Here is a 22,684-nt window from a genome sequence, read left to right as displayed (position 1 = left end):
ACGGGCCGCCACCCCCGGCGCGCGCCGCCCCCTCGGCCCACGGCGGGGCGGAGGGGCGGCGGGCGCCGTATGAGGGCCGGCGCGGCGCGCGGTACGCGGCGGGCGCGGCGCCGTTACGAGGGGGTCGCGCCCTCCCAGGCGCTGACCTGCGGGCCACTGGGGTCGGGACCGCGGCCGTCCAGCTTGGCGACGAGTCCGGTGACCTGGCGGGCCACGTCGGGCGCGGTGAGCCCGATCTCCGCCATGATCTCCTTGCGGCTGCCGTGGTCCAGGAACCTCTCGGGGATGCCGAAGTCACGCAGCGGCACGTCGACGCCCGCGTCCCGCAGCGCCTGCGCGACGGCGGAGCCCACGCCGCCCGCCCTGCTGTTGTCCTCGACGGTGACGACGACCCGGTGCTGCTCGGCCAGCGGCGGCAGTGCCTCGTCCACCGGCTTGACCCACCGGGGGTCGACCACGGTGGTGGTGATGCCCTGCTTGTCGAGCAGGTCGGCGATCTCCAGGCACATCGGGGCGAGCGCGCCCACCGACACCAGCAGGACATCCGCGCCCGGGCCGTCCGCCGGCTCCCGCAGCACGTCCATGCCGCCCACCCGGCGCACCGCGGGCACGGCGGGACCGACCGCGCCCTTGGAGTAGCGCACCACCGTGGGCGCGTCGTCGACCCGGACGGCCTCGCGCAGCTGGGCGCGCACCTGCTCGGCGTCGCGCGGCGCGGCCAGCCTCAGGCCCGGCACGCACTGCAGCAGGGACATGTCCCACATGCCGTTGTGGGAGGCGCCGTCGCTGCCCGTGACACCGGCCCGGTCCAGCACGAAGGTGACACCGCACTTGTGCAGGGCCACGTCCATCAGGAGCTGGTCGAAAGCGCGGTTGAGGAACGTCGCGTAGACGGCGAAGACGGGGTGGAGTCCCCCGGTGGCGAGCCCGGCGGCGGAGACCGCGCCGTGCTGCTCGGCGATGCCCACGTCGTAGACCCGCTCGGGGAACTCCTGCGCGAAGGCGTGCAGCCCGACGGGGCGCATCATCGCGGCCGTGATGGCGACGATGTCCGCGCGCTCCCGGCCGAGCTTGACCATCTCGTCGCTGAAGACGGAGGTCCAGTCGGCCCCGGAGGACTTGACGGGCAGTCCGGTGTCGGGATGGATGACGCCGACGGCGTGGAACTGGTCGGCCTCGTCCTGGCGGGCGGGCTGGTAGCCGCGGCCCTTCTCGGTGAGGCAGTGGACCAGCACGGGACCGCCGAAGCGCTTGGCGCGCTGGAGCGCGGACTCGACGGCGGCGATGTCGTGCCCGTCGATCGGTCCGACGTACTTCAGGCCCAGGTCCTCGAACATGCCCTGCGGCGCGATGAAGTCCTTGAGCCCCTTCTTGGCGCCGTGCAGCGTCTCGTACAGCGGCTTGCCGACCACGGGGGTGCGGTTGAGCACGTCCTTGCCGCGGGCCAGGAAGCGCTCGTAGCCGTCGGTGGTGCGGAGGGTGGCCAGGTGGTTGGCCAGGCCGCCGATGGTGGGCGAGTAGGAGCGCTCGTTGTCGTTGACGACGATCACCAGCGGGCGGTCCTTCGCCGCGGCGATGTTGTTCAGCGCCTCCCACGCCATACCGCCGGTCAGCGCGCCGTCACCGATGACGGCCACCACGTGGTCGTCACTGCCGCGGACCTCGTTCGCCTTGGCCAGCCCGTCGGCCCAGCCCAGCACCGTGGAGGCGTGGCTGTTCTCGATCACGTCGTGCGCCGACTCGGCCCGCGAGGGGTAGCCCGACAGGCCCCCCTTCGCGCGCAGCCGGGAGAAGTCCTGCCGACCGGTGAGCACCTTGTGCACGTAGGACTGGTGCCCGGTGTCGAAGAGGACCTTGTCCTTGGGGGAGTCGAAGACGCGGTGCAGGGCGAGGGTCAGCTCGACCACGCCGAGGTTCGGGCCCAGGTGCCCGCCGGTCTTGGAGACCGCCTCCACCAGGAAGGTGCGGATCTCCCCTGCCAGCGTCTCCAGCTGCTCCGGAGTGAGCCGGTCCAGATCGCGTGGTCCCGTGATGCGGGTCAGCAACGCCACCCGTACCTCCTTGCTTCGAGCGTGTGAACACGCTGTCGAGCTGTCGTTGTCGGACCGTACCGATTCCTCCCCAACCCTTCGGCCGGGCGGTCTTCCAGAGTCTAATGTTCCGCCGACGTCCAGGTTCACCGGCCGGTGCCATATCAGTCACACGAATGGCAGCCCGGCGTGGCGTGTGCGGACACCCGCACGAGGTGGGTGCGGCTGTTCCCTCGCACCCGCCCCGCATGCCTCCGGTGACCCGGATGACTCCTATCTCACACCGCGGCAGCCGGGCGGCCGGCCGCCCGCACTCGCACCTCTGTGCGATTCCCACACTTACGTCCACGCCTCGCGATACCCCTCCCCCCACCCACCCTGGTCCAGCCACCCCAGCGCTGGGCCACCCGGCGGGGAGACCGGGCCCGTCGGGTTCGCCGGGTGAGCCCAGTCGACCGGTGGCCCCGGGGCGGTCGAGTGGACCGAGTCGGCCCGGCGGGACCGGTCGCCCCGGTGGGCCCAAGTCGGCCGGCCGGCAGGGTCGGCCGCGTGCGCCAGGTCGTCCGGCTGGCTGGGTCGGCCAGTGCCCGGGGCCGCCGGGCCACCCGGGTGGGCCGGTAGGTCGGGTCGGCCAAGTGGACCGAGTCGGCCCGGTCGCCGAGTTGGCCGGGGCGGGCCGGTTAGCCGGGGCGGGCCGGGTGAGCCCGGTCGGCCGTGGGCACAGGTCGGCCGTGGGTCGGCCAGATGGCCCCGGATGGCCCGGCTCGGCCCAGTGGCCCGGGCCCGCTGGGCCAGCCCGGGTCAGCCGAGTCCGCCCAGTCGGCCGGGGGAGCCCCGTCGGCCGGTAGGCACGGGCCGACCCGGTGGGTGGGCCTGGTCGGTCGAGTGACCTGTGTCGACCACATGGGCTTGGGGCGGCCAGGTGGCCCGGGGCCGCCGGGTCGGCCGGGTGGCCCTGCGACTCGGATCGGCCAAGTGGACCGAGTGGGCCCGGTGGATCCAGGTCGGACCGGGTCGACCACGTCGGCCGAGTGGCCCGGGCCCGCCGGATCACCCGGGTTGGCCGGTCGGCCAAGTGGGCCTCACGGCCCGGGTCGGCCGGGTGGCCGGGGGAGCCCCGTCGGCCAGTAGGCACGGGCCGGCCCGGTGGGTGGACCTGGTCGGTGGAGTGACCCGGCTCGGCCGGGTGGGCCCGGGTGGCCCAGTCGGCTCGGTGGGCCGGACCCCTGGTGGACCGGATCGGTCGGGTCGGCCGGTCGGCTCGGTGGGCCGGACCCCTGGTGGACCGGATCGGCCGGGTCGGCCAGTCGGCTCGGTGGGCCGGACCCCTGGTGGACCGGATCGGTCGGGTCGGCCAGTCGGCTCGGTGGACCGGACCCCCGGGTGGACCGGATCGGCCGGGTCGGCCGGTCGGCTCGGTGGGCCGGACCCCTGGTGGACCGGATCGGTCGGGTCGGCCGGTCGGCTCGGTGGACCGGACCCCCGGGTGGACCGGATCGGCCGGGTCGGCCCGGCCGGCCGGATCAGCCCGGTAGGCCGAGTGGGCCGGGTGGTGCGGGTCAGCCGAGTGGCCGGAGCGGCCAGGTCAGCCGGGTGGTCCGGGGGCCGTGTGGGCCGGGGGGGGCGGGTCGGTCCGGGCTGGTCCGATGGGCCCGTCCTGACGGGTCCGATGGCCCGGGTGGTCCCGTTGGCCCGGGGGCCGAGGCTGCTCGCTCTGGGACCGGGCGGGAGCGAGGTCGGTGCCGGGCGGCGGCACAGGCGTCGGCGCGGCACCGCCGGGCGGGCCGCACCGGCGTGACCGGTACGGCAGTGTCGGCGCGCCCGGTCCGGACCGGGCGCGCCTCGTGGCGGGGCCGGCGTGCGCGCACGCCGGCCCCGTAAGCGGTGACGCGCGGCAACGCGTGTCCGCCTCTCATCCCTGCTCGTCTCGGTGGAGCCCGCAACTCTCAGGGAGGGGTACGGGTGTTCTCCCGTACGCCGACGATGCTCGCAGAGGCCGGTCACCAATCGGCAAGCGGAGCTGGGACGGGCACGCATTTTCCGGTGCGGTAGCGCGGCGCCGCCACACCGGCAGGTGTTCCGCCGCTGGTCACACCCGTGTCGGCAGCGTCAGACCCCGGCCGTTTTGGGCCCGGCGTCCGGGACGGGAACGCATCAACTTCCCCTGCCCCGTTCGGGCCCCTGCTTCCTGGTGCGGGGAGTGGCACGATGCTTCTCCAGCCGCCGGTGTCGGCAAGCACCGGTCGGCCGTGCAGACATGTGGAGCCCGCAACGCGCCCGGCCGGCAACGCCCGGGCGGACGATCTCAGGAGGCACGATCCATGTTCCGCCTTCCCCTTCCGGCCCGCCGCGCCGGGGCGACCCCTTCCCCGGCTTCCCCGGCCTCTCCGGCTCTTCCGGCTTTCCCGGCTCGCTGTGTCGGCCCGGACCCGCACGACCAGGGCAGGCCAGGACCGTCGGAGGTCGTGGTCATCGTGGTGATCGCCGTACTGGCGAGCGCATTGACGGTCACCGGGACGCCGGCTCCCGCGGTCCGCGACGTGCTGGGGGCCGCCGGACTCGTCGCGCTCGGCGTGCTGCTCGCGCTGCGCGGCGGCAGCCGGGTGAGCCGCCTGGTGATACGGGGGCTGCAGGCCGGCTCGCAGGCGTGAGGGCGTCTCGACCGTGGGGCGCAGAGAGAAGCCGATCACCACACCGAACCGGGCGCTCGCCGATCTCGTCAGGTGGCTGCGGCACCAGCGGGCGGCGGAAGGCCTGACCTACGCTCAGCTCGCCGCGCGCACCGGGCTGCATGCCACGACGCTGCAACGGGCCGCTTCGGCGACGTCGGTGCCCACGGGGCCGGTCGTCGAGGCGTACGCCCGGGGGTGCGGCGTGTCGGTGGAGGTGGCCCTGCGCATGTGGCGGAGGGCTCGGCAGGAGCAGCTGCACGGCGCCGCGGGAGACCGTATGACACCGGCCCCGGAGACCGTCGCGGATCTGCCGGGCCTGTCGGCCGCGCTGTGGGGTCTCTACAGCGCGGCGGGCGGGCCCCCGTTGCGGACCATGGAGCGCCGCGCGGGCGGTTACGGCGCGCTGCCGCACAGCACGGTCCACCGCATTCTGCGCGGGCAGACGGTGCCGCGTGACGAGCGCCAGCTGGTCGCGTTCCTGGACGCCTGCGAGGTTCCCGCCAGGGAGCGGCGCCCGTGGGTGGAGGCGTGGCGGCGGGTGGGCACGCGCACGCCGCCGGGCACCGGCGTGACCGCGCCTCGCGAGGAGGCCACCTTCCCCGAGCCTGGCGAGGAGTCCTTCCGCGAACCCCTGCACGAAGGGGGCTCCTTCCTTGTGGAGGGCCTCTTCTCCGGTGCACACGTGGCTGAGGCGCAGCCTCTCCCCGCGCCCCGGTCCGGGTTCGCGCCCGGGCCCCGTACGGGCCCCGTCCCGCCACGCGCCGGCGCACTGCGCCTCACCGTCCTCGGCCCCGTGCGTGTCTGGCGCGGTGACCAGCCTCTGGCGCTGGGGTCGCCCCAGCAGAAAGCGGTGCTCGCGGCGCTCCTGCTGCGCGGCGGGCACACCGCGACGGCCGAGGAGCTGATCGACGGTATCTGGGGTGAGGAGCCCCCCGAGATGGCGAGGGCGGCGTTGCGCACTTACGCCTCGCGCATCCGCAAGGCTCTCGGGCCCGACGGCGACCTGCTGGTCAGCGAGTCCGGCGGCTACGCGCTGGGTGACGGGGACGGAGACGGTACGTCGCTCGACGTGGAGACCGCGCGTCAGCTGGCCGCGCAGGCCGACAAGGCGGTCTCGGGCGGCGACCTGGTCAGGGCCCGTGAGCTGTACGACGCAGCGCTCGCCCAGTGGAGCGGGGAACCGCTCGCCCACATACCGGGTCCGTACGCGGAAGCCCAGCGCGCCCGCCTGACGGAGTGGCGGATGAGCCTGTTGGAGCTGCGGTACGACCTGGATCTGCGGCTCGGCCGGCACGCGGAGGCCGTCGCCGGACTGACCGCGCTCGCCGCTTCGCACCCGCTGCGGGAGCGGCTGCGCGAGCTGCTGATGCTCGCCCTCTACCGCAGCGGCCGCCAGGCCGAGGCGCTGGCCGTGCACGCCGACATCCGGCGCCTGCTCGCCGACGAGCTCGGAGTCGGCCCGGGCCCGGAGCTGACCGAGCTCCAGCAGCGCATCCTGGAGGCCGACGAGAGTCTGGCGTGCTCGGACGAGAGCCGCGCCGCACAGCCACGGACGCCCACCATCCCCGCGCAACTTCCCGCCACTGTCCCCGACTTCACCGGCCGTGACGCGCTCGTCGCGCGGCTCGGCGCCCAGCTCGCGCGGGCCGACGGCACCGTCATGGCCCTCGCGGGTATCGGCGGCGTCGGCAAGACGGCGTTGGCCGTCCACCTCGGGCACGCCGTGGCCGACCGGTTCCCCGACGGGCAGCTCTACGTCGACCTCCAGGGCACCGGCGCCTCCCCCGAGGAGGGCGCGGCCGTGCTCGGAGGGTTCCTCCGTGCCCTGGGAGCCGACGACGCCTCCCTTCCGGAGGGCGTCGAGGAGCGCGCGGCGCTCTTCCGTTCGCTGCTGGCGGGCCGCCGCGTCCTGGTCCTGCTCGACAACGCCCGCGACGCCGCCCAGGTCCGCCCCCTCCTCCCGGGCACCACGGGCTGCGCGGCGCTGGTGACCAGCCGCGTCCGCATGGTCGACCTCGCCGGCGCCCGCCTCGTCGATCTGGACGTGCTGGGCCCCGGCGAGGCCATGGCCCTCTTCTCCCGCGTCGTGGGGAGGGAACGCGTCGGCGCGGAGCGGGAGGCCGCGATGGATGTCGTGGCGGCGTGCGGGTTCCTCCCGCTGGCGCTGCGCATCGCGGCCGCCAGGCTTTCGGCCCGCCGTACCTGGACCGTCTCCGTGCTCGCCGCCAAGCTGGCCGACGAGCGGCGCCGACTGGACGAGTTGCAGGCCGGCGACCAGGCCGTCGGGGCCACCTTCGAACTCGGCTACGCCCACCTGGACGCGGAGCAGGCCAGGGCGTTTTGCCTGCTCGGGCTCACCGAGGGCCCCGACATCCCGCTGGCCGCCGCCGCCGCGCTCCTCGACCGCTCGGCGGAAGAGGCCGAGGACCTGCTGGAGGCCCTGGTCGACAGCTCTCTGCTGGAGTCCGCCGGGCCCGGGCGCTACCGGCTGCACAACCTGTTGCGGCTCCACGCCAGAGCCCGCGCCGAAGGGTGAGGTTCTGCGTCACCCTCGCAGCTGTTGGAGAAGGACCGGGTCGGTGATCTGCGTGTCGTCCGCCAGCATCAGCGCCTTGCTGAGGATCACCGACAGCGTCCAGTCGCCGTCGAACGGCAGATACACGGGCGCGGAGGACGAGGGCCCGCTCTTCGCGAGGACGCACAGGTACCGGTCCCCCGGGTCCAGCAGGACGTTCCCCGACCCCAGGTGGATCCTGTACGTGTGCAGTGCGCCCTTGACGTGCAGGAAGCGGCCCTCGACATGGCACCGGTCGCCGATGGCCAGCCGGGGCAGCAGCCGCGCCAGCAGGTCGTGGCGGGTCCGCGCGGTCTCGCTCAGCTCGCCGAAGCCGACGGAGGTCCAGTACCGGGCGTAGTGCCCGCCGGGTCCGCCGTCCTGCCATGTGGGGTCACCGGCCACGCTCGCGACGCCGACGAACAGGTCGACGTCTCTGAGCACCTCGCTGAGCACCCGGGCCGGTATCTCCTCCAGCGGTACGGGGTCCACCTTCCGGGGCCCGGGCATCAGGAACCCCTGTCCCCCCTCGCTGCTGATCGTGTTGCCCGGCGCGTCGAGCGGATAGAACCTCACCTGGTCCGTGGCCAGCAGCGCGTAGGCGCCCGAGTCGGTGGTGGGCGCGTTGCCGGGCTCGCCCTCGCCGCGCACCCAGTATTCGGCGCGCAGCCCCCACTCGGGCAGTTCGCGCACGGCGGGCGGGTAGGAGGTGTCGTGATGGCATATCCGCAACTCGGCGTCGCGCCAGCCGCGCTGGGCCGCCAGTGAACGGAACGTGTGCTGGCCCAGGATGTGCCCGGCGAAGCGGTTGGAGTAGGTGGCGGTGCGCCGTTCCGCGTCGGTGAGCAGGTAGACCTCGCGGTGCGCCTGCTTGAAGGGCTGGGTGATCCGCTCGTCCTCCAGGCACTGCCGCCAGGCCATCACCTCCTCGACGGTCCTGCCCACCGGATGCCACAGCCGCACGGTGCCCCGGCCCGTCACCGGCTCGCCCGTCAGGTCGCGCAGTGCGCCGTCGGTGGAGCGGCAGGCGGTGCCGTCGAGCGTCCACAGCAGGCGGCGGGCGACCGTGCCGGCCAGCGGATGCTCCAGGTAGCGCTCGCGCCACACCTGAGCGGGCCATGAGCGCCGGGTGAGCAGGACCCTCTCCAGGCGCTTGGCCACCGCGCCCAGCGTCGCGTTGATCTCCTTGACCTCGGCCCTGAGTTCCTTCAGCTGACGGGCGTGGTCGCGCCGCACGGCGGCGGGGGCCGACGTGACCGGCTTGCCGGCGGCGTTCCGCCAGCGCAGCACGGCGGTGCCACCGTCGATCACCAGCTCGGCGGCCGCTTCCTTCGCCTCGTCGCCGAAGTGCACGACCCGGCGGCCGTCCTGCGACAGCCCGTACGAGGGAACGGCCAGCTCCTCGATCTCCTCCCGGCCGAGTCCCAGGTCCCGGGCGCGTGCGTCCAGCCCGGCCTGGAGCATCTTGAGTGTCGCCTTGTACGTCACCCGGGTGGTGAGCCGGGCGAGTTCCGCGAGGGCGGCCTCGCCCTCCATCGTGCACAGTGCCGTGGCACACGCGTTGGCGAGCTTCGGCATGCCCGGGCCCACACCCGGCATTCTGCGCAGCGCTCTCTCCAGCACCGCGCCCAGCGCCCGGGGGGCCCGCGCGTGTCCGGGCAGGAAGGAGAGCATCCACACCAGGCCGCGCGCCACCTCGTAGTTGTACGGGTCGTAGGCGAACCCCCGCTCACGCGGCAGCGTGGGCGGGCCGCCCAGCAGGGCGAGCCAGTCCGCCACCCGCTCCGGGACCCGTTCCGCGTCGACCTCGGCGAGCAGGGTCCGCGCGGTCCGTGCCCAGGGTGCGCCGGGCCTGACCGACGTCAGCGTCGCGGCGTGCCGGAGCACGTCGGTCCAGGCCGCTGGCAGTTGAGCCAGTTCGGCGAGCGCGTGGTCCGACCACCGCTCACCGGCGTTGAGTACCGGGTGGCGCTCGGCGAGCAGCCGCAGGACTTCGCGGGACGCGGACGTTCTGACGGGATGGCTGTCGTAGTACACACGCCGCATCTCCGCGCCGAGAGCCGGCGGGATCTGACGCCCTGAGGCCAGTTCCACCCAGGCCACGTCGTAACTCTCCAGCGCCCAGTCGACGTTCTCCCGGTAGCCCGCCAGCAAGCGCTGACGGTCCGCCGCCATGAGGTCGTCAGGACGGCCCGAGGACGCCATGGCATGCAGGACGACGGCCTTGTCCCGCTGCTGAGGTGACCCGGCGTTCCGGTAGACCTCGACGCAGTGGCGCAGCAGGCGGTGCCGGGCGTCGTCGGGCAGCACGTCCAGCAGCACCCACGGCAGCCGCCTGGCGCCGAGAGCCCGTTCGCAGGCCGCCGCCGAAGCCTTGTCCGCGACGGCCGTCCGTACGACGGCCTCCAGCTCGCGTGGGCCCATCACCTCCAGCTCCGGCGCCTCCGATACCTGCATGTACAGGGCCGCGGCACGCCGCTGCTCCGTCTCGGCCTGCCCGTAGGCCTCGCCGGCCCGCAACCGCGCGCGGAGACGGAGATATTCGGGAAGGGGCCGCAGCAGCTCCACCGTCCAGGACAGCTCGGGAGCGGAGGCCAGTGCCTCGTGGACCGCCGAGGCGTCGTCGCGTTCGGCGGCGGCCCGCACCGCGGCCCGGCACGCGTCGAAGTCGCTCATCAGCCACCCACCAGGGGGACGAGCTTCAAGAAGGTGATCTCCGACCCCGCCACGAGGTCGATCTCCTCGTCGAGACGCGTCAGCTGCCGCTCCGGGGTCAGGAGCAGGAAGCCGTTCCTCTCGAACGCCCGCACCGCGGCGTCGAACTGCCGCTCCGGGTCGATCCGGTGCGGCGGACGGGACGGGCCCCGCGAGCCGTTCAGCACGGCCTCGTCCGCCGTCGGCCGCACGAGCCCCCGAAACGGTCCGGCCGCTTCCCCCGCGTGGTACTCGGCGACCTCCTGGAACACCCGCCGTCTGATCAGCTCCCGCACACTGACCCGTTCCTCCTCCATGTCGAGCACGAGCGCCGCGAACCGGCCCTGGGACGTGCTCTCGTCAGCGCACACGATCTGAGTCATTCCAGGATCTTAGAGGGCGGGTGTGACACCGCTTCGCCGTCCGCAACGGCATGCGAGCCGGCGCCGCTCGCGGCTGCTGGCAGGACGCCCGTGCCCGCGGCGGCGGCAGCGGGGTGGCCGGACGGCGCGACCGCCCGCCCACCCCGCGGTCCTCAGGCGCGCCCCGCGGTCTTCTGGGTGCGGCGGGAGATCGAGTCGATGACGACCGCCGCGAGCAGCACCGCGCCGGTGATCATGTCGCGGACTGCGGACCCGGTGCCCAGCAGGGCCATGCCGGAGTTGATGGACTGGATGACGAGGGCACCCAGCAGCGCCGACCAGGTCTTGCCGCGGCCGCCGAAGAGGCTGGTGCCGCCGATGACGGCGGCGGCGATGCAGTTCATCAGCAGGCTGCCCGCGCCCGAGGACTGGTTGGCGGCGTTGATCTGGGAGGCGAAGAACAGTCCGCCGACGGCGGCCATGGTCCCGGCGATCGCGTACACGGTGATCCGGATCATGGGCACGCTGATGCCGGCCCGCGCGGCGGCCTCGCTGCTGCCGCCGACGGCGAAGACCTGCCGCCCGTAGGTGGTGCGGCGCAGCACGAAGTCGCCGAGGACGATGACGCCGACGAAGATGACGACCGCCAGCGGGAGGCCCTTGTAGGAGTTGAAGACGAGGGCCGCCGCGTAGGCGGGTATCGCCACGACGACCGTGCGGAGCACGATCTCGCTGAGCGGGCGGCTGGGCACGTCCGCCGCCTTGCGCCGGCGCGCGTCCAGCAGCGAGAACCCGAGGAACGCCAGCACGCAGACGGTGGCCAACCCCATCGCCCAGAACTTGTCGGCGAAGTAGTGGTTGGTCAGTTGGGCGACCACGCCGTCGTCGTCGAGGTTGATGGTGCCGCTGGGGCCGAGGATCTGGAGCATCAGGCCGTTCCAGCCGAGCAGGCCGGCCAGCGTGACCACGAAGGCGGGGACACCGATCTTGGCGAAGAAGAAGCCGTGCAGGGCGCCGGCCGCCATGCCGACGAGGATGGCCAGAATCACGGCCAGGACCTCGTTCATGCCCTGGTTGATGTTGAGCACGGCCAGCACGGCTGCGGACATGCCGCTGACCGAGCCGACGGACAGGTCGATCTCGCCGAGCAGCAGGACGAAGACGATGCCGACCGCGATCAGCCCGGTTCCGGCGCTCTGCACGAACAGGTTGCTGAGGTTGTTCGCGCTCAGGAACGCGGAGTCCTGGAGCTGGAAGACGAGGCCGATGACGATGAGCCCGACGATCACGGGCAGCGAGCCGAGTTCGCCGGTGCGCAGGCGGCGCACCAGGTCGTCGAGGTAGCCGGCGAAGCCGCGCTCGCGCACGAGGAGGCGCGGGTCGACGGACGCGGCGGATCCGGCGGCCGCTGTGCCGTTCGTTTCGCCGCCGTCCTGCTGGGGGGCGGCGGCCTTGTCGGCCGGTGCCCCGTCGGTGGGGGTGCCGGTGGTCACTTGCGCACCTCCGTGGTGGACGCCTGCTGTGCGGTTCGGGCATTGCGCCGGGTGACGACGTTGTCAGTGGCTCCGGTGATCGCCGAGACGATCTCCTCCTGGGAGGTCTCGCTCACCGTGAAGGTGCCGTTGTTGCGGCCGAGGCGCAGGACGGCGACCCGGTCGCTGACGGCGCGCACGTCGGCCATGTTGTGGCTGATGAGCAGCACGCCCAGCTCCCGCTCCCGCAGCCGTTCCACCAGGTCGAGAACCTGCGCGGTCTGCTCGACCCCGAGCGCGGCGGTGGGCTCGTCGAGGATGACGACGCGGGGCTCGCCGAGCAGCGAGCGGGCGATGGCCACGGTCTGCCGCTGGCCGCCGGAGAGGGAGGCGACGGGGATGCGGACGCTGGGAATGCGGATCGAGAGGGTGGAGAGGAGCTCGCGGGAGCGGCGCTCCATCTCGACCTCGTCGAGGATGCCGCCCGACTTGAGTTCGTTGCCCAGGAAGAGGTTGCCGACGACGTCGAGGTTGTCGCACAGCGCCAGGTCCTGGTAGACGGTCGCGATGCCGAGTTCCTGGGCGTCGTGCGGCTTGTCGACGCTGACGGGCTCGCCGTTCCACTCCAGGCGGCCCTCGTCCGCGGGGCTGACGCCCGCGATGGCTTTGACCAGGGTGGACTTTCCTGCACCGTTGTCCCCGACGAGCGCGACGACCTCGCCGGGGTGGACCTCCAGCTCGACGTCCGTGAGCGCCTGCACGGCGCCGAACCGCTTGGAGACTCCGCGCAACGCCAGCACGGGCGTAGCGGACACGTGAATCACTCCTTAACCGTGACCGGCGCGCCGGCGGTGGGCCGTCGGCCGCCGCCCGCCCGCCGTACGGGGCCGCTGGGGCTGCCGCAGGCGGGCGGGCGAGTGCGGTACCGGCGGTGCCACCGGGCCGATCGATGTCGCTGGGACCTACTTGATGCCCGCCTCGTCACAGGCCTTCTTGAACTTGCTGGTGCAGATCTCCTTGGCCGTGAAGAACCCGGACTTGCCGACGTACTTCTTGATGTCGTCCTTGGTCAGCGGCAGCGGAGTGACGATCTTGGTGGGGATGTCCTTCTGCGAGGCGCTGTCGGAGGTGGAGGTGGCGATGTCGTCCAGCTTCTCGCCCTTGGCCAGTGCGACGGCGAACTCGGCCGCCGCCGAGGTCTCGGGCACGTACGGCTTGTAGACGCTCATGAACTGCTCGCCGGACAGGATGCGCTGCACGGCGTTGAGTTCGGCGTCCTGGCCGGTCACCGGGGGCATGTTGTCCTTGGTGAAACCGGCGCCCTTGAGCGCGGTGATGATGCCGCCCGCCATCCCGTCGTTGGCCGAGTAGACGCCGACGATGTTCTTCTTGCCGAGGGAGGAGAGGGCGCCCTTCATGTTGCCGTTGGCGTTCTCCGGCTTCCACTCCTTGGTGTCGTACTCCTTGCCGACCTTCACCTTGCCGTCGAGGACGGAGTGGGCGCCCTCCTTGTACATCTTGGCGTTGGGGTCGGTGACGGAGCCGTTCATCATGACGATCTTGCCGTCGTCGGCCTTGTCGCCGAGCTCCTTGAGCAGGGACTCGGCCTGGATCTTGCCGACCCGCGGGTTGTCGACGGAGGTGTAGGCCTTGATGGGGCCTTCGGCGAGACGGTCGTAGGCGACGACGGGGATGTCGGCGTCGTCGGCCTTCTTGACGGAGCTGGCGATGGACTTGGCGTCCACCGCGTCCACGATGAGCGCGTCGACCTTCTTGGTGACCATCGTCTCGGCCTGCTGCTGCTGGAGGTTGGCGTCCTGTTTGGCGTTGGAGTACAGGATTCTGGTGTCCTTGCCCGCCAGTTCCTTGATCTTCTTCTCCAGCAGCGGCTTGTCGAACCGCTCGTAACGTGCTGTCTGGTTCTCGGGGAGCAGCAGCCCGATCGTCAGCGGGCCCTTCTTCTCCTTGCCGCTGTCGTTGCCGTCCGCCTGGTCAGCACTGCCGCAGGCGGCTGTGGTGAGGGCGAGCGAGAGTGTGACGGTACCGAAGACGATGCCGCGCAGCGCTGCGTGCATGGTGACCTCCCTGACGGGGCCGCGGCGTCGCGGCCGGGGTAGCCGGAAGTCAACTCGCCGCCGTCGCACCGGTCAATAAGAAAATCCTTAACGAGATGACAACGATGCCATCCATTGAAAACAGAAAGCCATAGAACGGCGGAGGGGGCGCCCCGTCGGACGCCCCGAAGGGCCGCGGGGAACGGCGCGGCCGGCCACAACGAGCCCGCACCGGGCAACGCCCCAGGACCGCGGCGGCGATGCCCCTCCAGGCCCCGCAGGCCTACGCTGCGGCAGCCCTCACACCCGCGCCGGGAGTTGCGCAGGGCCCGCAGGGCTCAGGCCGCCGCCGAGGCGGCCGCGTCCACCAGTGTGGTGTCACCCATCTCGTTGAGCACCAGGGCGAGCGCGCCCAACACCTCCGCGCGGCTGTCGAGTTCGCCGGGCGCCACCTTCAGCTGCCGTGCCGCGCTGGGGATGGCGTAGCGCGCCACCGAGTCCCGCACCGGGTCCAGCACCAGGTCCCCGGCCTCGGCCAGGTCTCCGCCGAGCACGACCCGTGAGGGGTTGAGAAGGTTGCAGAGGCTGGCCACCCCGCTGCCGATGTGGCGGCCGATGTCGGCGACGACGCGCCGGCAGCCGGGGTCGCCCTCGCCGGCCAGCCGCACCACCCGCGCCATGGTCAGGTCGGTGCCGTGGCTGGAGTGCAGCAGCGGCAGCACGTACCTGGCCGCGGTGAAGGTCTCCAGGCAGCCGCGGTTGCCGCAGCGGCAGACCGGGCCCGACTCGTCCAGCGTGATGTGGCCGATCTCGCCCGCCGTGCCGCCCGGGCCGCGGTAGATCTGGCCGTTGATGACCAGTCCGGCGCCGACGCCGCTGGCGACCTTGATGTAGGCCAGGTCGCCGGCGCCGTGCCCCGCGCCCCACACCTGCTCGCCGAGGGCGCCGAGGTTGGCGTCGTTGTCGACGTAGACGGGGACGCCGAGGCGCGCGGCGAGCTCGTCGCGCGGGTTGGTGCCGACCCAGCCCGGCAGGATCGCGGTGGAGCCCAGCACGCCCGTCTCGATGTCGATCGGCCCCGGAACGCCCAGGCCGATGCCGATGACCTTGCCGGGGCTGATCCCGCTCTCGGCGACCAGCCGCCGCACCAGCCGCTCGGCGCGGTCGAAGCCCTGTCCCGCCGAGGCGTCGACGTCGATGGGCTCGGCGTCCTCGGCCAGTACGGTGTGCGCCAGGTTGCCGACGGCGACGCGCAGGTGCGAGTGGCCGAAGTCGACACCGACGACGATGCCCGCGTCGGCGCTGAGGGAGACGGCGCGCGCCCGCCTGCCGCCGGAGGAGGTGGGGGTGACCTCGACGGTTCCGGCGTCCTTGAGCTCACGGACGATGTTGGAGACGGTCGCGGCGGACAGCCCCGTGCTGCGGGCGATCTCCGCCTGGGTGAGCGAGCCCGCCATCCGTACGGCCCGCACGACGCGCTCCAGATTCGCCCGGTGCAGCGAGGACTGCGACCCCGGAGTCTCCACCACTGTTCACTCCCCGCTTGTCTCCAACATCTGAACCCTAAGAAGAGCCCCGGCGGTCCTCCCCGTCAAGTCCTTCGATCGAGCCGGCAGCGGTCGGCGCTCATTTGTGCCTCATCATACGGAGGTGAGCGGGCTCAACGCGCCGGGTCCCCGGCCGGTGGCCGGGGACCCGGGCTCGGGGCCGTCGCAGCGGTGCTCACCTCACTTGACGGAGCCCGCCGTCAGCCCGGAGACCACGTGCCGCTCGATGAACGCGAACAGGATGATCACCGGGACGATGGCGACGACGGAGGCGGCGAACAGGTAGTTCCACTGCACCGTGTAGGCACCGATGAAGTTGTTGATGCCGACCGTCAGCGGCTGCTTGTCCGGCTCGGTGGAGAGGGTCAGACCCATCACGAACTCGTTCCAGGCCGAGATGAAGGTGAAGATCACGGCCGTGACGACACCGGGCAGTGCCAGCGGAAGCGTCACCCGCGTCATCGCCCCGAAGCGGCTGGTGCCGTCCACCATCGCCGCCTCCTCCAGCTCCTGCGGAATGGACCCGATGTAGGCGGTGAGGATCCACACGGCGAAGGCGAGGTTGAACGCGGCGTTGGTGAGGATCAGCGTCCAGACCGAGTTGAGCATGTCCAGCTGGTAGAACTCGCGGTAGAGGCCCACCAGCAGGGCGGTCGGCTGGAACATCTGGGTGACCAGCACCAGCAGCAGGAACCACTTGCGGCCCCTGAACTTCATCCGCGCCGTGTAGTACGCGGCCGGCAGCGAGACGAGCAGCACCAGCAGCGTGGAGCCGCCCGCCACCAACAGGGTGACCTGGAGGTTGTTCCCGAGCGAGGACTCGCGCCAGACCTCGATGAAGTTCGACCAGTCCAGCTTGTCGGGCAGGTAGGTGCGGTCGCGCAGTTCGTCGGCGGGCCGCAGCGCCGTGACGATCATCTCCAGGTACGGCGCCAGGAACAGCGCGGCGAGCAGCCACGCGAAGGCGGCGATCACCAGGCTGCGCGGCCGGAAGCCGCGCCTGGGCGGGCGCACGGTGCGCTTGGCGGGGCCCGCGGGCCCCTCCTTGACGGGTCCGGGCCCGGCGGTCTGTGTTGCGGTCGCCATCAGTCCTCCTCGTTCCACCGGCTGACCTTGAGGAAGAGCAGCACGAGCACGACGACCATGGCGAAGTTGACCACCGACATCGCCGCCGACTCGGCGATGTCCGTCTCCTTGAGCTTGTACATGAACACGGTGGTCGTCGAGGTGTCGCTGCCCGGGCCGCCCTGCGTCATCGCCCAGATGATCGGGAACGAGTTGAAGACGTTGATGAGGTTGATGACCACACCGACGAGGAACGCGGGGCGCAGCAGGGGCAGGGTGATGCTCCGGTAGGTCTGCCAGGGGCCCGCACCGTCGATGCGGGCCGCCTCGTACACATCGCCCGGGATCGTCTGGAGCCCGGCCAGCAGGGTGTAGGTGGTGAAGGGCAGCGAGACGAAGACCGCCACGAACATCATCCACGGCCAGGCGGTGGACTGGGAGCCCAGCCAGTCCGTGGACTTGTCGATGATGCCCAGGTCCAGCATCACCGTGTTGAGCACACCGGCGGTCTGGTTGAGCATCCACTTGAAGCCGATGGCGGTCATCAGGACCGAGGCCGCCCAGGGCGCGATGAGCGCCCACCGGGTGACGCTGCGCCCCGGGAAGCGCTGGTTGAACAGCTGGGCCAGGCCCAGCGACACCAGCATGGTGACGCTGACGACCACGACCGTCCACAGGACGGTGTAGCCGATGACGTGCCCGAAGCCGGACTCGTCGAAGAGCTTCTCGTACTTCTCGGTGCCGGCCGAGCCCCGCACGACCCCCGAGATGCTGATGTTCTGGAACGAGGTCCTGATCAGCTCGACGATGGGCCACACGACGACGGCGAGGATGAGCAGGACGACCGGGGCGATCCAGGGAAGCGGGCCGAGCCGGGCCAGCCCGCCGCGCGAGCGGCGGACCGGCCTGGTCGACTGCCCGCCCCGCCCCCGGCTCCTGCTGGCCGGGGACGGCGGGGCCTTCAATGACACGGGGTCTCCTTGCGGTACGGAGGGGCGAAGTGGGGCGTCGGGCGGCCTACTTGGTGTTCGCCGCCGCTTCCTCCGCCTTCTTCTGCAGGTCCCCGAGGATCTTCTTCGGGTCCTCCTTGGCCGCCTTGCCGCCGGTCTTCTTCATCTCGGCGGAGACGATGTCCCAGGCGGGGTCGCCCAGCGGGTAGAACCGCGCGCCGTCCAGCTCGTCGAAGAAGGGCTGCAGGTCCTTGTGCTTGCCGTTCGACTGCATCGTCTCCAGCGCGTCCTTGGTGACGGGCATGAAGTTGTACATCTCGTCGAACTTCAGCATCTTCTTCGAGTACACGAAGTCGAGGAACTTCTTTATCTGCTCCTGCTTGCCGCCGTCCTTGAAGGCCATCATCCAGTCGGCGACGCCCAGGGTCGTCTTGAGCGGCCCGTCCTTGCCCGGGATGGTGGTGACTCCGTAGTCGACCTTGCCCGCCTTCGCCATCTGAACGAGGCTCGGGTGGCCGTTGAGCATGCCCGCCTTGCCCGCGGCGAAGTCGGCGAAGGCCGTCTTGCGGTCGGTGGAGGCCGGGTTGGAGTACGTCAGGCCCGGCTTGACCAGGTTGTCCTGGAGCCAGTCGAAGGTCTCGACGTTCTTCTTGCTGTCGAGGGTGTACTTGCCGCTGGAGTCGGTGTAGCCACCGCCGTTGCCCAGCTCCCAGATCAGCGACTCACCCTGCGCCTCCTCGGGGCCCAGCGGGAGCGCGTAGGGGGTGTCGGCTGCCTTCGACTTCTTGATCTTCTCGGCGGCCTCGGCCAGCTCGTCCCAGGTCTTGGGCGGAGTCTTGATGCCCGCCTTCTTGAAGACCTCCTTGTTGTAGAACAGCACGCGGGTGGAGGAGACCCACGGGATGCCGTACTGGGTGCCGTCCACCTCGCCGGCCTCGGCGAACGACGGGATGAGGTTCTTCTTCGTCTTGGGCGAGAGGACCTCGTCGGCCTTGTAGAGCAGGTCGTCGGCGACCTTGTCGGCGTAGCCGCCGGTCTGCAGCAGATCCGGCACGTTGCCGCTCTGGATCATCGTCTTGACCTGCTTGTCGATGTCGTTCCAGTTGATGACCTGGACCTCGACCTTGATGTCCTTGTTCTGCTTCTCGAAGTCCTTGACCACCGAGTCCCAGTAGATCTTCGAGGCGTTGGACTTCTTGTCGCCGTAGTCGGCCGCCACCAGTTTGATGGTGTTCTTGTCCCCGGAGCTCCCACTGTCACCGCCGCAGGCGGTCACGCTCAGTGCCATGGCGAGCGCTGCGGCGCCGGCCGCCACTGCTCTTTTGTTCATGTTGCTCAACCCTTCGACATCGGTGTCGACTTGCTCGCAGGTGATGCGTCACACCGGGCGCCACCCGGTCCCCCACGCAACGCTCGGGCGAGGAGCCCCGACTGCCCGGCACGGTGATCCCGCAGCAGTCACGGCGCAGACTATCCATGGCGGATTCCGCCTCGACAGGTCTAGGCCACTTTCGTGGCCAACCTGAAATCACCGCTGTGGGCGGCTAGTTTGACCGGCGCGTTTCCCCCCGGCCCCCGGGCCGCCCACCCGGTTCGCGACCGCCGTACGGCCTATTTGATCGCGCCCGCGGTCAGCCCCGCCTGCACCTGGCGCTGGAAAACCGCATAGACGACGAGCACCGGCACCATGGCCAGAGTCAGCCCCGCGAACAGCGCGCCCCAGTCGCCCGCGTACCACTGGGAGACCGTCAGCGCCGCGAGCCCCTGGGGCAGCACGTAGTTGTTCTCGTCGTCGTTGTTGAGCAGCAGCGGGAGCAGGTACTGGTTCCACTGGCCGAGGAAGTTGAAGATGCCGATGCTGACCAGGCCCGGCTTGGCCATGGGGAGCATGACCTGGAAGAACGTCCGGGTGTGCGAGGCCCCGTCGATCATCGCCGCTTCCTGCACCCCGCTGGGCAGCGTCCGGAAGAACGAGGTGAGGAAGAAGGTGGTGAACGGCAGCGAATAGGCGATGTACGCGATGATCAGCCCGGGACGGGTGTCCAGCAGGGACAAGTTGTCCATGATCGTGAACAGCGGGATCAGCGCCAGGATCACCGGGAACATCATTCCGCCGGCGAACAGCAGGAAGATGAACCGGTTGCCGGGAAAGGTGAAGCGGGCGATCACGTAGGCGGCCATCGAGCCGAGCAGCATGGTGCCCGTGAGCGAGCCCGCCAGGATGATGACCGAGTTGAGCGCGTAGCGGCCCACCTTCGCCTCGGTCCAGGCGTTGACGAAGTTCTCCCAGTGCAGCGAGGTGGGCAGGCCCATCGGGTCGCCCAGGTAGTCCGCCGTCGGCCGGAAGGCGGTCAGCGCCACCCAGACCAGCGGGCCCGCCGCCATGATCACCCACAGGACCAGGAAGCCGTGCGAGAACGCGTTCAGGGTGCGGCTCTCGCCGCCCTTGAGGCCCCTGGCCTCCTTCCCGCCCTTCCCGCCCCTGCCGCCGCCCGCGGCGCGCGGGCGGGTGGTGCTCCCGGACGCCGGGTCCGCGGCCGCCTTCTCGGCCACCGCCGCCGCGTCCGTGCTCATCGGTTCGGCACTCATCGCAACCCGCTTCTCAGTACTCGATCGTCTCACGGCGGCCGATCCTCATCACGATGAGCGTGAACGCCATGCTCAGGACGAGGAGCACCACACCGATGGCCGTGGCGTAGCCGAACTGGCCCTCACGGAAGCGCTCGTACAGGTAGACCGGGGTCACCTTCAGCACGTGTCCCGGCACCATGATCAGGACGACGGCGAAGGCGTCCAGCGCCTGGATGCCCATGTAGATCCAGCCGGTGCGCACGGTGTCCCAGATCAGGGGCAGTGTGACCCGGAAGAACGTGGCGCCCCGGCCCGCGCCGTCCAGCAGCGCCGCCTCGTAGATGTCCTTGGGGATCGCCCCCATCGCGGCCGAGAAGAGCACCACGTAGAACCCGACGAAGCTCCAGGCGATCACCGCCATCGTGGCGAACAGGCCCAGTTTGTAGTCGCCGCCCAGCCAGCGCTGTTCGAGGGAGCCCAGGCCCACCTCGCCCAGCAGCCCGTTCAGCAGGCCGCTGCGGGAGCTGTAGACCTGCTGCCAGACCACCGCGATCAGCGCGATGGAGAGGACCTGGGGAAAGAAGTAGACGACCTTGTAGAACGAGGAGCCGACGACCCCGGAGACGGCCTCGCCCCTGCGGTGCCGGCCGCCCGCGGTGATCATGTAGGCGAAGAAGATGCCGAGCGCGAGCGTGACCACCGGAACGAACACCAGCAGCAGCAGACTGGTCTGGACCGATGACCAGAACTTCTCGTCGTTCCACATCTTCACGTAGTTGTCGAAGCCGACGAAGTTCGCCGTGGCGCCGCCCGCCCAGTCGGTGAACGAGTAGTAGATCGCCTGGAAGAACGGGGAGATGACGAAGACGGCGTAGAAGGCCAGCGGCAGGATCAGGAATCCCACGATGAACCGGTACTTGTCCAGCGTCCGGTACCTGCGGTCGGCACGCACCCGCGCCGGGGTGAACCGGGGCGGCAGCAGGACCGCCACCGCGAAGGCCAGCTTGTCGCCGGGCGGCAGTTTCCGCCACGGAACCGTTTTCTGTGTCGCCGGCCCGCTCGGGGCCGGCCGTGTCCGAGTCCTCACGCCGCTCCGCTCTCCCCCACTCCCCGTTCCCGACGCCCTGCCTCAGGCCTTCTTGATCTTGTGGACGTCGGGGTCCTTGGCGACCCGGTCGGCGGCCTTCTGCATGGTGTTCATCGCTTCCTTGACCGACGAGTCACCGTTCATGAAGGAGCCGACGACGTTGTTGAACTCCTCGTTCCACAGCGCCGTGTACCACTCCTTGAAGAAGGCGATGACGATGTTGTCACCCGCCGCCTTGATGGCCTTCTGCGAGCTGGCGACGCCCGGGGGCAGATCCAGGCCGTCGATGGCGCCCTTGACCACGGGCATGGAGGAGACCTCGCGGAAGAAGTTCTGTGCCGCCTTCTTGCTGTACATCATCCGCATCCACTCCATCCCGCCCTGCTTGTTCTTGGCCTTCTCGGGGATGAGGAACGGCTCGCCGGGCGGCGCGTACAGGGTGCCGAACGGCATGGCGTCGCCCTTGTCGAGGGAGGGGGTGGCGCCCACCCGCATCTCGAAGTCCTTCGGCGTGGTGGGCTTCGCCTCGTTCTCCACCCAGGAGCCGTCCGGGATGAAGACGGCCTTGCCCTTCGTCCAGGCGGTCTGGGCCTCGATGTGCGCCTTCTCGCCGTCGAACCCCTGGAGGACGTACTTCTTGGCCAGCAGCTCCTCGTAGGCCTCGAAGACGGCCTTGACCGCGTCGGACTTCCAGGCGTTCGGCTCCAGGTAGTCCATGGCCTCCAGCTGCTTGCGGCCGCCTGCCTGTCCGAACATCGCGTACATGCTGAAGAACATGTAGCGCGGGTGTCCGGCCGGATACGTCCAGCCGTGCACGCCCTTCTTCTTCGCCGTCTTGCAGACCGCCAGCATCTCGTCCCAGGTCTTGGGGTATTCGACCTCCAGCGTCTTGCTGAGCATGGTGTCCGAGTACCAGATGCCGTAGACGGTCTGCGCGACGTTGAGCTGGTAGACGGCGTCGCTGCCGAACTGCCCCATCTCCACGACGCCGGGCACGAAGGTGTCGCGGACCTTCACGTCCGGGTCGTCCCAGCTCGGCGCGTCCAGCAGGTCGCTCACGTCCGCGGCCTGCTTGTTCTGGACGAGCGAGAGGATGTTCATGTTGTCGGCGCCGGAGTTGTTGATCACGTCCGGCGGATCGCCCTTCACGATGCGCGGCTGCGTCTGCGTGGCGATCTTCTCGGTCTTCTTCTGGTCGACCTTCGCGTCCGGGTACTTCTTCTCGTATATGTCGCTGACGTAGCGCGCGTACTTGTCGTCGTAGCCGCCGTTGAAGATATAGACCTGGAGTCCGGCGTCCTTCTTGACCGCGAGCGGATTGTCGGCGGACTTCTTTCCCTTTTCGGCCTTGTTCTCCTCGCCACCGCCGGTGGCGCAGGAGGTCAGCGATCCGAGTGCGGGTACCGCGACAAGACCGGCCGCTGTGGCCCGCTTCATCACGTCACGACGGTTGACGTTGGTGGTTCCCATGCTCAAGTCCTCGCCTTCTTAAGGACTCAGGCGGTGTACCGGTCTCCCGTCAACTCGCCACCGGCGAAGGGCCCGACACCGCGGGTGAAGTTCAAGCTGGTTGGTGCGGGTTGTGCGATGGTGCGCCAGGAGTACGGCCTCCCGCGCGCGGGTACC

At 70.8% G+C, this 22,684-nt stretch carries 14 protein-coding genes and 2 pseudogenes; 3 read left to right on the top strand and 13 right to left on the bottom strand.

All coding sequences use genetic code 11. From position 1 onward, the window contains the following. Positions 1-113: 113 nt before the first annotated feature. Entirely contained in the window at positions 114-2,051 is a 1,938-nt protein-coding gene (dxs, locus tag MMF93_RS26125; RefSeq protein WP_242755306.1) for a 1-deoxy-D-xylulose-5-phosphate synthase, read from the bottom strand. 2,300 nt (positions 2,052-4,351) lie between these two features. On the opposite strand from dxs, the gene MMF93_RS26120 reads away from it, so the two are divergent. The 3 genes and pseudogenes from MMF93_RS26120 to MMF93_RS26110 form a co-directional block, all read left to right on the top strand. Beyond that, complete coding sequence (locus tag MMF93_RS26120) at positions 4,352-4,681, top strand: hypothetical protein (RefSeq protein ID WP_242755304.1); 330 nt, start codon at positions 4,352-4,354, stop codon at positions 4,679-4,681. A 13-nt stretch (positions 4,682-4,694) separates the two neighbouring features. Beyond that, positions 4,695-4,904: pseudogene (locus MMF93_RS33775) on the top strand (helix-turn-helix domain-containing protein); the annotation flags it as partial. Between the two features lie 567 nt (positions 4,905-5,471). Then, positions 5,472-7,232, top strand: a pseudogene (locus MMF93_RS26110) (AfsR/SARP family transcriptional regulator); the annotation flags it as partial. Between the two features lie 15 nt (positions 7,233-7,247). Here the strand turns inward: MMF93_RS26110 and MMF93_RS26105 are convergent. The 12 genes from MMF93_RS26105 to ngcE all read right to left on the bottom strand — a co-directional run bounded on the left by MMF93_RS26105 (position 7,248) and on the right by ngcE (position 22,528). Then, complete coding sequence (locus MMF93_RS26105; protein WP_242755302.1) at positions 7,248-9,932, bottom strand: DUF4132 domain-containing protein; 2,685 nt, start codon at positions 9,930-9,932, stop codon at positions 7,248-7,250. Then, the gene (locus MMF93_RS26100) at positions 9,932-10,333 is read right to left on the bottom strand and encodes a hypothetical protein (protein ID WP_242755300.1); all 402 of its coding nucleotides are present in this window, start codon (positions 10,331-10,333) and stop codon (positions 9,932-9,934) included. The genes MMF93_RS26105 and MMF93_RS26100 overlap by 1 nt, the downstream gene beginning before the upstream one ends. Before the next feature lie 152 nt (positions 10,334-10,485). Continuing rightward, the gene (locus MMF93_RS26095) at positions 10,486-11,805 is read right to left on the bottom strand and encodes a sugar ABC transporter permease (RefSeq protein ID WP_242755298.1); all 1,320 of its coding nucleotides are present in this window, start codon (positions 11,803-11,805) and stop codon (positions 10,486-10,488) included. Beyond that, positions 11,802-12,608 carry an ATP-binding cassette domain-containing protein gene (locus MMF93_RS26090; protein WP_114021399.1) on the bottom strand — a complete coding sequence of 269 codons (807 nt, stop codon included), beginning with the start codon at positions 12,606-12,608 and terminating at the stop codon, positions 11,802-11,804. Before MMF93_RS26090 ends, MMF93_RS26095 begins: the two co-directional genes overlap by 4 nt. 138 nt (positions 12,609-12,746) lie before the next feature. Further along, positions 12,747-13,859 (bottom strand): substrate-binding domain-containing protein, encoded by a 1,113-nt coding sequence (locus tag MMF93_RS26085; protein WP_242755296.1) that lies wholly within the window; start codon positions 13,857-13,859, stop codon positions 12,747-12,749. A gap of 317 nt (positions 13,860-14,176) precedes the next feature. After that, the gene (locus MMF93_RS26080) at positions 14,177-15,364 is read right to left on the bottom strand and encodes an ROK family transcriptional regulator (protein ID WP_242757784.1); all 1,188 of its coding nucleotides are present in this window, start codon (positions 15,362-15,364) and stop codon (positions 14,177-14,179) included. A gap of 201 nt (positions 15,365-15,565) precedes the next feature. After that, positions 15,566-16,471 (bottom strand): carbohydrate ABC transporter permease, encoded by a 906-nt coding sequence (locus tag MMF93_RS26075; protein WP_114021396.1) that lies wholly within the window; start codon positions 16,469-16,471, stop codon positions 15,566-15,568. Then, the gene (locus tag MMF93_RS26070) at positions 16,471-17,421 is read right to left on the bottom strand and encodes a carbohydrate ABC transporter permease (RefSeq protein ID WP_242755294.1); all 951 of its coding nucleotides are present in this window, start codon (positions 17,419-17,421) and stop codon (positions 16,471-16,473) included. Before MMF93_RS26070 ends, MMF93_RS26075 begins: the two co-directional genes overlap by 1 nt. Positions 17,422-17,467: 46 nt before the next feature. Next, positions 17,468-18,730 carry an extracellular solute-binding protein gene (locus MMF93_RS26065; protein WP_242755292.1) on the bottom strand — a complete coding sequence of 421 codons (1,263 nt, stop codon included), beginning with the start codon at positions 18,728-18,730 and terminating at the stop codon, positions 17,468-17,470. Positions 18,731-19,011: 281 nt separating this feature from the next. After that, positions 19,012-19,989, bottom strand: coding sequence for a carbohydrate ABC transporter permease (locus MMF93_RS26060; RefSeq protein ID WP_242755291.1), 978 nt, complete (start codon positions 19,987-19,989; stop codon positions 19,012-19,014). A gap of 13 nt (positions 19,990-20,002) precedes the next feature. After that, positions 20,003-21,058: a carbohydrate ABC transporter permease gene (locus tag MMF93_RS26055; protein WP_423835528.1), complete on the bottom strand. Its 1,056-nt coding sequence runs from the start codon at positions 21,056-21,058 to the stop codon at positions 20,003-20,005. 42 nt (positions 21,059-21,100) lie between these two features. Continuing rightward, entirely contained in the window at positions 21,101-22,528 is a 1,428-nt protein-coding gene (ngcE, locus tag MMF93_RS26050) for an N-acetylglucosamine/diacetylchitobiose ABC transporter substrate-binding protein (RefSeq protein ID WP_242755290.1), read from the bottom strand. Positions 22,529-22,684: the final 156 nt, after the last annotated feature.

Source organism: Streptomyces tubbatahanensis (assembly GCF_022699385.1).
GTDB classification, from domain to species: domain Bacteria; phylum Actinomycetota; class Actinomycetes; order Streptomycetales; family Streptomycetaceae; genus Streptomyces; species Streptomyces diacarni.
The sequence above is the reverse complement of the archived record's forward strand: the minus strand, read 5'-3'. Positions and strand labels throughout refer to the sequence as shown.

What these genes read in the sequence shown, in the direction of transcription:
- MMF93_RS26120 (WP_242755304.1), top strand. Translation starts at nt 4,352, where the DNA reads ATGTTCCGCCTTCCCCTTCCGGCCCGCCGCGCCGGGGCGACCCCTTCC.
- MMF93_RS26105 (WP_242755302.1), bottom strand. Translation starts at nt 9,932, where the DNA reads ATGAGCGACTTCGACGCGTGCCGGGCCGCGGTGCGGGCCGCCGCCGAA.
- MMF93_RS26100 (WP_242755300.1), bottom strand. Translation starts at nt 10,333, where the DNA reads ATGACTCAGATCGTGTGCGCTGACGAGAGCACGTCCCAGGGCCGGTTC.
- MMF93_RS26085 (WP_242755296.1), bottom strand. Translation starts at nt 13,859, where the DNA reads ATGCACGCAGCGCTGCGCGGCATCGTCTTCGGTACCGTCACACTCTCG.
- MMF93_RS26075 (WP_114021396.1), bottom strand. Translation starts at nt 16,471, where the DNA reads ATGGCGACCGCAACACAGACCGCCGGGCCCGGACCCGTCAAGGAGGGG.
- MMF93_RS26065 (WP_242755292.1), bottom strand. Translation starts at nt 18,730, where the DNA reads ATGAACAAAAGAGCAGTGGCGGCCGGCGCCGCAGCGCTCGCCATGGCA.
- MMF93_RS26060 (WP_242755291.1), bottom strand. Translation starts at nt 19,989, where the DNA reads ATGAGTGCCGAACCGATGAGCACGGACGCGGCGGCGGTGGCCGAGAAG.
- ngcE (WP_242755290.1), bottom strand. Translation starts at nt 22,528, where the DNA reads ATGGGAACCACCAACGTCAACCGTCGTGACGTGATGAAGCGGGCCACA.